Source organism: Actinoplanes sp. NPDC024001, assembly GCF_040638955.1.
Taxonomy (GTDB): Bacteria; Actinomycetota; Actinomycetes; order Mycobacteriales; family Micromonosporaceae; genus Actinoplanes.
In genome coordinates this window covers 41636-51265 of the sequence record NZ_JBEZZB010000066.1, presented here as the reverse complement: position 1 = coordinate 51265, position 9630 = coordinate 41636, and the positions used below count along the sequence as shown (strand labels likewise).

Annotated in this window: 11 protein-coding genes; 7 read left to right on the top strand and 4 right to left on the bottom strand. The window is 70.4% G+C overall.

Going from position 1 to position 9630, the window contains the following annotated elements; translation table 11 throughout:
- Positions 1–59 precede the first annotated feature (59 nt).
- On the bottom strand, positions 60–848 hold the full coding sequence (locus AB0F81_RS25205; protein ID WP_360201013.1) for a WecB/TagA/CpsF family glycosyltransferase: 789 nt from the start codon (positions 846–848) through the stop codon (positions 60–62).
- A 62-nt stretch (positions 849–910) separates the two neighbouring features.
- On the opposite strand from AB0F81_RS25205, the gene AB0F81_RS25200 reads away from it, so the two are divergent.
- The 4 genes from AB0F81_RS25200 (at position 911) to galT (ending at position 4700) form a co-directional block, all read left to right on the top strand.
- Positions 911–1840 carry a sulfotransferase gene (locus AB0F81_RS25200; RefSeq protein ID WP_360201011.1) on the top strand — a complete coding sequence of 310 codons (930 nt, stop codon included), beginning with the start codon at positions 911–913 and terminating at the stop codon, positions 1838–1840.
- Complete coding sequence (locus tag AB0F81_RS25195) at positions 1837–2751, top strand: glycosyltransferase family A protein (RefSeq protein ID WP_360201009.1); 915 nt, start codon at positions 1837–1839, stop codon at positions 2749–2751. The genes AB0F81_RS25200 and AB0F81_RS25195 overlap by 4 nt, the downstream gene beginning before the upstream one ends.
- An 84-nt stretch (positions 2752–2835) precedes the next feature.
- Positions 2836–3612 (top strand): DeoR/GlpR family DNA-binding transcription regulator, encoded by a 777-nt coding sequence (locus AB0F81_RS25190; RefSeq protein ID WP_360201007.1) that lies wholly within the window; start codon positions 2836–2838, stop codon positions 3610–3612.
- A complete protein-coding gene (gene galT / locus AB0F81_RS25185) occupies positions 3609–4700 on the top strand; it encodes a galactose-1-phosphate uridylyltransferase (RefSeq protein ID WP_360201005.1) in 1092 nt (363 codons plus the stop codon). Before AB0F81_RS25190 ends, galT begins: the two co-directional genes overlap by 4 nt.
- Positions 4701–4902: 202 nt before the next feature.
- On the opposite strand, the gene AB0F81_RS25180 is transcribed toward galT, so the two are convergent.
- Positions 4903–6117, bottom strand: coding sequence for an NADP-dependent isocitrate dehydrogenase (locus AB0F81_RS25180; protein WP_360201003.1), 1215 nt, complete (start codon positions 6115–6117; stop codon positions 4903–4905).
- A gap of 112 nt (positions 6118–6229) precedes the next feature.
- On the opposite strand from AB0F81_RS25180, the gene AB0F81_RS25175 reads away from it, so the two are divergent.
- A complete protein-coding gene (locus tag AB0F81_RS25175; RefSeq protein WP_360201002.1) occupies positions 6230–6820 on the top strand; it encodes a hypothetical protein in 591 nt (196 codons plus the stop codon).
- A 3-nt stretch (positions 6821–6823) separates the two neighbouring features.
- Here AB0F81_RS25175 and AB0F81_RS25170 read toward each other — a convergent pair whose 3' ends face one another.
- Positions 6824–6991, bottom strand: a complete 168-nt coding sequence (locus tag AB0F81_RS25170; protein ID WP_360201001.1) for a hypothetical protein — start codon at positions 6989–6991, stop codon at positions 6824–6826.
- 110 nt (positions 6992–7101) lie between these two features.
- Between AB0F81_RS25170 and AB0F81_RS25165 the strand changes: the two genes are divergently transcribed.
- Positions 7102–7728, top strand: a complete 627-nt coding sequence (locus tag AB0F81_RS25165) for a hypothetical protein (protein WP_360200999.1) — start codon at positions 7102–7104, stop codon at positions 7726–7728.
- A gap of 83 nt (positions 7729–7811) precedes the next feature.
- On the opposite strand, the gene mdh is transcribed toward AB0F81_RS25165, so the two are convergent.
- On the bottom strand, positions 7812–8762 hold the full coding sequence (gene mdh / locus AB0F81_RS25160; protein ID WP_360200998.1) for a malate dehydrogenase: 951 nt from the start codon (positions 8760–8762) through the stop codon (positions 7812–7814).
- A 452-nt stretch (positions 8763–9214) separates the two neighbouring features.
- Here mdh and AB0F81_RS25155 point away from each other — a divergent pair, with 452 nt between their 5' ends.
- Positions 9215–9571, top strand: a complete 357-nt coding sequence (locus AB0F81_RS25155) for a DUF559 domain-containing protein (RefSeq protein ID WP_360200997.1) — start codon at positions 9215–9217, stop codon at positions 9569–9571.
- Positions 9572–9630 lie beyond the last annotated feature (59 nt).

Sequence of the window (9630 nt, the reverse complement as noted above, 5' to 3'; positions counted from 1 at the left end):
CTGATCGGTGACCGGAGCCGTGCACCCACCGGCCAGGTGCCGAAGGTAGGCCGGCAGGGTCAGGAACTCCGGGCAGGTCCGCTCGGTGAGCAGGATGCCGCCGCGCCGCCCGGCGCGGACTTCACCGCCACGGCGCCGCCGAACTCCGGCTGCCGCCCCCCGCCTCCGACCTTCGCAACGACCGCAACGCCTGACGCGGACTGAAGAGCTGCCCCACCGCCAACCTTCGCAACCACCGCACCGCCGGGAGCGGCCTTACTACCGGCCTTTGCCGCCAGCGCACCGCCGGACGCGCACTGAAGGGATGCCTCACCGTCAACGCTCGCAACCACCGCACCGCCGGGAGCCGCCTTTTTACCGGCCTTTGCCGCCACCGCACCGCCAAGAGCTGCCCCACTACCGGCCTTAGCAGCCGCCGCGCCGCTGGGCGCGGGGTGCGGCGCCGACGTGCTTTCGGGAGCGGGCTCTGCGCCCACCGCGCCGGGGGTGGGCTGGGGCGCCGGGGCGCCGCCGGCGATGTAGATGGAGCGGCCGTCGCGGCCCAGGCCGGCGGAGAGGGACCAGATCAGGCTGCTGCCGGCCACCCGCTCCGGCAGCGGGGCGCCGTTCAGGCGGCTCGCCCAGACCAGCGGCATGCCGTCGGCGACGATCAGGTCAGCGTCGTCCAGGTGGCGGCGGACCTCCGGGTCGGCGGACGCCCGGCGCAGGATGTCGACGTTCGGGGTGATGATGCGACCGCCCCGGCCGGCCGCCAGCGCGTCCCGCACCACGGCCACGACCTCGTCCTCGGTGATCCGGTCAATGCCGGTGCCGTCCAGGTGGACGCGGTCGAAAGCCTCGATAGTCACCTAACGCCTCCTTTTGCTTGCTTCACTCGTTACCAGAGCGAAACGAGCGAAGGTGAGCCAAAGTGGCACAGGTGCTTTTTCTGGGCGGATTGGGGCGAAGCGGGACCACGCTCGTCGAACGTCTGCTCGGCGAACTTCCCGGGATGTGCGCTCTGGGCGAGGTCGTTCACCTGTGGCAGCGCGACCTGCGCGACAACGAGCGCTGCGGCTGCGGTTCCCGCTTCTCCGGCTGCACGTTCTGGCGCCGCGTCGGCGATCTCGCCTTCAACGGCTGGGCGAACGTCGACGTGGACCGGGTGCACGCCCTGCGCGACGCGGTCGAGCGCACCCGGCACATCCCGCGCCTCGCCTCGGCCGGCGCCGCGAGCCCGGAGGTCCGGGAGTACGCGTCGTACTACGCCCGCGTCTACGCCGCCGCGGCCACCGTCTCCGGCTCGCCGGTCGTGATCGACTCCTCCAAGCACTCCGCCCTGGCCCACGTGCTGCGCTGGGCCGACGACGTCGACCTGCGCGTGGTGCACGTGGTCCGCGACGCACGCGGGGTGGCGTACTCCTGGACCAAGAAGGTCACCCGCCCGGAGACCGACGGCACGGACGAGATGACCCGCTACTCCCCCGGCCGTTCGGCGCTGCTCTGGAACGCGCACAACGCCGCGTTCGGCCTGCTCGCCCGCTGCGGGGTGCCGGTGCGCCGGATCCGGTACGAGGAGTTCCTCGCCGAGCCGCGCACCGCGCTGCTGCGCCTGGCCGATTTCGCCGGCATCAAGCTGCACCCCACCGACCTGGACTTTCTCCGGCCGACCCACGCGGATCTGAAGGTCGGGCACAGCGCGGCCGGCAATCCGATGCGTTTCACCGTCGGCCGTCTCCCGCTGCGCCGGGACGACGCCTGGAAGCGCGCCCTGCCCAGCTCCCAGCGCCGCCTCGTGGGTGCGGTGTGCGGGCCGATGCTGCGGGCATACGGCTATCCGATCAACGTGGAGGCACGATGAACTGGCCGTCCGTCGGGGTCGTCATCCCCACCCGCAACCGCCCGGAGCTGGTCCGGCGTTCGATCGCCGCGGTGCGGGAGCAGCGCTACCCCGGCGAGATCAAGATCGTCGTGGTGTACGACCAGACCGAACCCGACTATCTGCTCGCCTCCACCGAGGGCGTACCGGTCCTGGTGTTGACGAATTGGCGCTCGCCGGGCCTGGCCGGCGCGCGCAACACCGGTCTGCTGGCGCTCGACACCGAGCTGGTGGCGTTCTGTGACGACGACGACCGCTGGCTGCCGGACAAGCTGCGCCGCCAGGTGGCCGCGCTGCTCGCCGAGTCGGACGCCGAGTTCGCCACCTGCGCGATCGAGGTCGAGTACGAGGGCCGCGCCACCCCCCGACTGGCCCACCGCAGCCGGGTCACCGTCGACGACCTGGCCCGCTCGCGGATGGCCATGCTGCACTCGTCGTCGTTCCTGATCCGCCGGGAGGCGCTGGCCGAGGACGCCATCGGCCTGGTCGCCGAGGACGCCCCGGGCAGCCAGAACGAGGACTGGGACCTGCTGCTGCGGGCGGCCCGCCGGGCGCCGATCGTGCACCTGGACGAGCCGCTGGTGCAGGTGCTCTGGGGCCGCACCTCGCACTACGCCTACGAGTACGCCACCAAGATCTCGTCGCTGCGCTGGATGATGCAACGGCATCCGGAGATCAGCGGCTGCCGTCCCGGCGCGGCCCGCGTCTACGGCCAGCTGGCCTGCTGGTCGGCGGCGACCGGGAACCGCAGTCAGGCGTGGCGGTACAGCAAGGAGGCGGTCCGCGCGAACTGGAAGGAACCGCGGACCGCGATCGCTCTGGCGGCGATGACCGGGGCGGTCAAGGTGGAGAACGTGCTGTCGGCTCTGCACAAGCGCGGCCGAGGTATCTGAACTCACCCTTCCGCACAGAGTTCACACACGGTACTGTTCGAGTGTGTTCGAAATAGTGCGGTTGTGGAAGGTGCGGGTCCGCGGATGTTAGCCCAGCAGCGTCAGGCCGCGATCCTCGATCGCGTTCGCGCCACCGGCGGCGTGCGAGTCAGCGAGCTCGCCACGGAATATGGCGTCTCCGACATGACGATCCGCCGGGACCTCGAGGCGCTGGCCGATCGCGGCCTGCTGGCGAAGGTACATGGCGGGGCGACCACCGTCAGCCCTGGCTCGGCGCACGAGCCCGGCTTCGCCGCCAAATCCGACCGGCAGCGCGACGAGAAGACGGCGATCGCGGTCCGGGCCGCCACCCTGGTCTCCCCCGGCGACGCCATCGCGCTCTCCGCCGGCACCACCACCGCCGAGCTGGCCCAGCGTCTCGTCGACGTGCCGGCTCTGACCGTGGTGACCAACTCGATCCCGGTCGCCGACGTGTTCTACCGGGGCGGCCGGCCGGACCAGACCGTGGTGCTGACCGGCGGGACGCGGACCCCGTCCGACGCCCTGGTCGGGCCGGTGGCGGTGGCCGCGGTCGGCACCCTGCACCTGGACATGCTCTTCCTCGGCGTGCACGGGATGAGCGAGCGCGCCGGATACACCACGCCGAACCTGATGGAGGCGGATGTCAACCGCGCCCTGGTGGAGGCGGCCGAGCGCCTGGTGGTGCTCGCCGACCACACCAAGTGGGGCACCGTCGGCATCTCCTCGATCGTGCCCCTCAGCCGCGCGGACGTGCTGATCACCGACGGTGGTCTGGACGAGAGCGCCCGCACCGTCCTCGCGGAATCCGTTACTGAACTCGTGGTGGTGAACCCCCAGTGAGCCCGACCAAGTCGGTCGTCCACCTCTCGGACGGCCGCGAGCTTATCTATTTCGACGAGGCTCCGAACTCCGGTCGCGCCGGATACCCGGACACCCGCGAGCTGCCGCCGCCCCCGCCGGCCTCGCAGCTGCGCTACGACCCGCTGGTCGACGAGTGGGTCGCGATCGCCGCGCACCGTCAGACGCGGACGTTCCTGCCGCCGTCGGACGCCTGCCCGCTCTGCCCGACCACCGACCGGTTCGCCAGCGAGATCCCGGCGCCGAGCTACGACGTGGTGGTCTTCGAGAACCAGTTCCCCTCGTTCAGCGACCGGATCGTGCCCGAAGAGATCACTGAGCTGACCGAGATGGTGCCGGTCCGCCCGGGGCTCGGCCGCTGCGAGGTGGTCTGCTTCACCAGCGACCACAACAGCGCTTTCGGGTCGCTGCCGGCCTCGCGCGTGCGTACCGTCGTCGAAGCGCTTGCGGACCGCACCGCCGAGCTGTCCGGGCTGCCCGGCGTGGCGCAGGTCTTCCCGTTCGAGAACCGGGGCGTCGAGATCGGCGTGACGCTGCACCACCCGCACGGGCAGATCTATGCGTACCCCACGGTGCCGCCGCGGACGGCGGCGATGCTGCGCGCCGCCGCTCGGCACGCCGAGCGGACCGGCGGCCGCAACCTCTATGCCGATGTGCTCGCCGCCGAGCAGGCAGCGAAGGTACGGGTGGTGGCCGCCAACGAGCACTGGACGGCGTACGTGCCGGCCGCCGCCCGCTGGCCGTTCGAGGTGCAGCTCGCACCGCACCGCCAGGTGCCCGACCTGCCCGCGCTCACCGACGCCGAGCGGGACGCGTTCGGCCCGCTCTACCTGGACGTGCTGCGCCGTTTCGACGCGCTCTTCGGCAAGCCGATGCCCTACATCTCGGCGTGGCACCAGGCGGTCGTCGGCGAGGGCCGCGAGCTGGGCTATCTGCACCTGCAGCTGTTCAGCATCCGCCGGGCCGCGGACAAGCTGAAGTACCTGGCCGGTTCGGAGTCGGCGATGGGCGCCTTCGTGAACGACATCGTGCCCGAGAACGCGGCGCAGCTGCTGCGCGACGCCGCCTGACCGGCGGCGGGACAACCGGGGGGCCCGGGACAAGACCCCCCGGTCGCAAAGGGGACAGCGGGCGGAACCGTCCGCTCCACTGAGAAGAACGACGCGCGTACCCCATAGTTACGCGCCCAAACATGCAAGTTGTCGCATAGCTACAGCAAGCAAGAAGCCCGCCGGCGGCTGCCGGCGGGCTTCGATGCTTTTCGGTACGAGATCAGGCGAGCTTGCGCGCGAGGTTCTCGTCGAGCGCGTTCATGAACTCGTCGGTGGAGAGCCACGGGGCGTCGCGGCCGATGAGCAGCGCGAGGTCCTTGGTCATCTGGCCGCCCTCGACGGTCTCGATGCAGACCCGCTCCAGCTTCTCGGCGAACTCGGTCACCTCGGGGGTGCCGTCCAGCTTGCCGCGGTGCTTGAGGCCGCCGGTCCAGGCGAAGATCGAGGCGATCGGGTTGGTCGAGGTCTTCTCGCCCTTCTGCCACTGCCGGTAGTGCCGGGTGACCGTACCGTGCGCGGCCTCGGCCTCGACGGTCTGGCCGTCCGGGGTCATCAGCACCGAGGTCATCAGGCCCAGCGAGCCGAAGCCCTGCGCCACGGTGTCGGACTGCACGTCACCGTCGTAGTTCTTGCAGGCCCAGACGTAGCCGCCCTCCCACTTGAGCGCGGCGGCGACCATGTCGTCGATCAGCCGGTGCTCATAGGTGATGCCGGCTTCCTTGAACTGCTCGGCGAACTCGGTCTCGAAGATCTCGGCGAACAGGTCCTTGAACCGCCCGTCGTACGCCTTCATGATCGTGTTCTTGGTCGACAGGTAGACCGGGTAGTTACGGGCCAGGCCGTACCGGAACGAGGCGCGCGCGAAGTCGCGGATCGACTCGTCGAAGTTGTACATGGCCATGCCGACGCCACCGGCCGGGAAGTCCGCGACGTGGAACTCCAGCGGCTCGGAGCCGTCCTCCGGCGTGAAGGTGACGGTGAACTTGCCGGCCTTCGGCGCGACGAAGTCGGTCGCCTTGTACTGGTCGCCGTGGGCGTGACGGCCGATGATGATCGGCTTGGTCCAGCCCGGTACCAGCCGGGGAACGTTCTTCATGATGATCGGCTCGCGGAAGACGACGCCGCCGAGGATGTTGCGGATGGTGCCGTTCGGCGACCGCCACATCTTCTTCAGGCCGAACTCCTGCACCCGCGCCTCGTCCGGCGTGATCGTGGCGCACTTGACGCCCACGCCGTGCCGCTTGATGGCGTTGGCCGAGTCGATCGTGACCTGGTCGTCGGTCTCGTCCCGGTACTGGATCGACAGGTCGTAGTACTCGAGGTTCACGTCGAGGTACGGCAGGATCAGCTGCTCACGGATCTGCTTCCAGATGATCCGGGTCATCTCGTCGCCGTCGATCTCCACGACCGGGTTCTTGACCTTGATTTTCGCCATCGGCCGGCGCTCCTCTCCCGAAACACATGCTTAGCAGTACGAGCGTACTGCCCGCCCGTCGTAGATCGCCGGGCGGCCCCGATCTGGCGGTCCTCCTCTACCATCCCAGGCGATGAAGATCCGGCGCGCCGATAAGCGCTATCAGGCTCGCCATGGCGGTACGAGGGCCGACGACGTGCTGCACCAGGCGACCGAGATCGGCAAAGCCGTGGTGCTGCTCGCCGCGTTCGCTGTGGTAGGCGTCACCGGATACTTTCTCCACGATGACGTGACTGACACCGCTCGCGCCGTAACCGGTGGAAATCCGGCCGGGATGGCAGCCGCGGGCTGGCTCATCGTGCTCGCGTCCGCCGGAACCACCGCCGGCTGTTTTCTCGCCGCGAACCGGCACGGGCTACGCAGCCCGGTCATCCTGTGGGGCCTGGTGGTGTGCGGCGCGGCAGCCGCCTTCCCGGCGCTGTGGCTCTTCCCCCGCCGGCGCGACAAGGACCCCTTCGGCTGGGCCTCGGACGCCCTGGTCCACGGATCCCAGTGCGCCTACGTCCTGATCTTCTTCACCGTGGCCGCGGTCTTCGTATCCGGCGCGCTCCAGAGCTGGCTGCGGGTGGACCCGCTGTGGAACCGCAAGTGGCTGCTGGGCACCGCCGGCGTCGTCACCGCGGTCGCCGCCCTCACCCTGGCCGTCGCCGTCGCCTACGCGTGACCTTCAGATCTCGCCGGTGGGGCGCACCCGCACCGCGCCGAGCGCCCGCAGCCGGCCCGCAACCTGCGGTTCGCGATCACCAGCTGCCAGGACTACCAGGCCGGAACGCTGGCTGGTGCACGGGCTGCGCACCAGCGGGGTTCGCTGGAACCTACTGGCCGACCAGGTCATACGGACGTTCAGCCGGGCCGACGGGCCGGTCTTCGACGTCCACGACGATCAGGACAGCCACCCGCTCCGCCGGTGAACCAGCCCTGGCCGGGGAGATCTAACCTCAAAAGATGATCTCCGATACGCGGCGCCGCCGCCGGTCCCGGCGGCGTGCGCCGCTGCGCCCGGCGCGACCGCCCGAGCCGGTCGCGTGGCAGGAGCAGCGCGGGCGGGACCGGCTGCGGGCCGGAGCCGGGTACGCCTACCTGCTGTGCTGGTTCGGCCTCTTCGTGACCGGCCACCACGTCGCGGGCGCCTACGTCGACCTGGCCCGCCGGCTCACCGGCGGGCGGTCGTGGGGCATGGCGATCAGCGGCTGGCTGATCTTCGTGGTCCCGGTCGTCGCGCTCGGCGTGCTCGCCCTGATCAGCGACCGGGAATCCGGCAAGCGATGGCGGTTGCCGCTGATCGGGCTGGCCGTCGCGATGGTCCCGGTGCTGCTGAACCTGATCCCCACCGGCGCGGACTTCGACCTGGCCGACCTGGTCAGCGGCGCCGGCGGAGCGGACTTCATCCTCGGGCTGCGCAACGGCGCCCTGGCCGCCGTCGTCCCGCTCGTGGTCGTGCCGTTCGTCGCCTTCAACGAGCGGCTGCGCGACCGGCTCGACGGGACGACCCGGCGGCTGGTCATCGGGCCGCCGGCCGTGACCTTCCTGGTCGCCACGCTCGTCGCCGTAGTCGTGCTGGCGCAACGGTGAGGTGCTTTACCCGTACGCCGCAAAAGGGTGAAGGCCGGGGCGTGCTGCCCCGGCCTCTCCCGCAGTGATCTCGTGCGCTGAGGTCAGAGACCCGCGACGTCCGCCTGCTTGGCGCGGACCGCCTCGGCGGCCTCCTTGAGGCCGGCGACCTCGGCGTCGGTGAGCTTGTCCTCGACGACCTTCTTGATGCCCTGCGCGCCCAGCTCGGCCTCGACGCCCAGGTAGACGCCGGAGATGCCGTATTCGCCCTCGACCCAGGCGCAGACCGGCATGACCACACCGGAGTCCTCGGCGACGGCCTTCGCCATGCGGGCCGCGGCGGCCGACGGGGCGTAGTAGGCCGAACCGGTCTTCAGCAGCGCGACCACCTCGGCGCCACCGTTACGGGTCCGGACCACCAGCTCCTCGATCTTGTCGGCCGGGAGCAGCTCGGAGAGTGGCTTGCCGTCCACCGTGCAGCGCGACGGGACCGGGACCATGGTGTCGCCGTGCGAACCGAGGGTGAGCGCCTTGACGCTGCCCACCGGAACCTTCAGCTCCTCGGCGATGAAGTTCGTGAAGCGGGCGGTGTCGAGCACGCCGGCCTGGCCGAAGACGCGGTTCTTCGGGAACTGGGTGGCGATCTGGGCGAGCGCGGTCATCTCGTCGACCGGGTTCGAGACCACGATGACGACGGCGTTCGGGGCGTACTTCGCGATGTTCTCCGCGACCTGACGCACGATCTTCGCGTTGACCTCGAGCAGGTCCATCCGGCTCATGCCCGGCTTGCGCGGCAGGCCGGCGGTCACGACGACCACGTCGGAGCCCTCGATCGCCTCGTAGCCCTCACCGTTCGGGCCGGTGCTGACGCCGATGACCTTGGTCTCGAAGCCCTCGATCGCGCGGGACTGGTTGATGTCGAGCGCCAGGCCGGCGGGCTTGCCCTCGATGATGTCGGTGAGAACCACCGTCTCGAAGATGTCGTACTCGGCGAGACGCTGCGCGGTCGTGGACCCGTAGAAACCGGCGCCTACGACGGTTACCTTCTTGCCCATAGCTCTGCTCTCCCAGTGTCCGGGCGATATTTTCGCGACCGTATCAGCCGGTAAACGGCGCATTACGAGCCGGTCGGGTTAACGCGAGGTAAGCCACTCGGCACCCTCCGATCCTGCCATTGATCGGCGTTGTCCACAGGCGGACGAGGGTTGTCCACAGGCTCTCGGCACGATTTCCGGGCTGCCACCATGCTGAGCCCCGTGCCCCGCACCCCCCCCACATCCCTCCGCAACTGGCCGCCGCCCCGTTCCTCGGCTCCCGAGCCGTCGCCGCCGGGCACATCACCTGGGGCATGTGGGCCGGCCGAGGATGGCGGCGGCCCCTTCCCGACGTCTGCGCCCACCGGGCGTGGTGCGCGGCGGTCCTGCTGGCAGCTCCCTCGGGAGTCGCGATCGGCGGACCGAGTGCCGCCTGCCGGTGGGGCGTCGCCAGCCTCCGGACGGACGCCGCGGTGTCGGTGGTGGCACCGCGCAACCGCAGGCTGCGCCGTGACGAGCGGATCGCCGTGCACTACGACGCGGGTATTCGGCCGGCTGCCGTCCAGTTCGAGGTGCGCGACGGTGCCGGCGCGCTGATCGGACGAGTTGATCTGGCCTGGCCGGAGGTTCGGCTGGCGGTGGAATACGACGGTGATCACCATCGGGAGCGGGAGCAGTTCCGGCGGGATGTCGAACGGCTGAATGCGCTGCGGTTGGCGGGGTGGACGGTGCTGCGGTTCACGGCTGACGATGTGCTTCGGCGGCCGGAGAGGACTGCTGGGATGGTGATCGCGGCGTTTGCTCGGCTCGGCCGTCGCTCACGCGGGTAATGGGGCCTTCGAAAGCGGCATGGGCTACGGCCGCCGCGAAGCGGCCGTAGCCCATGCAG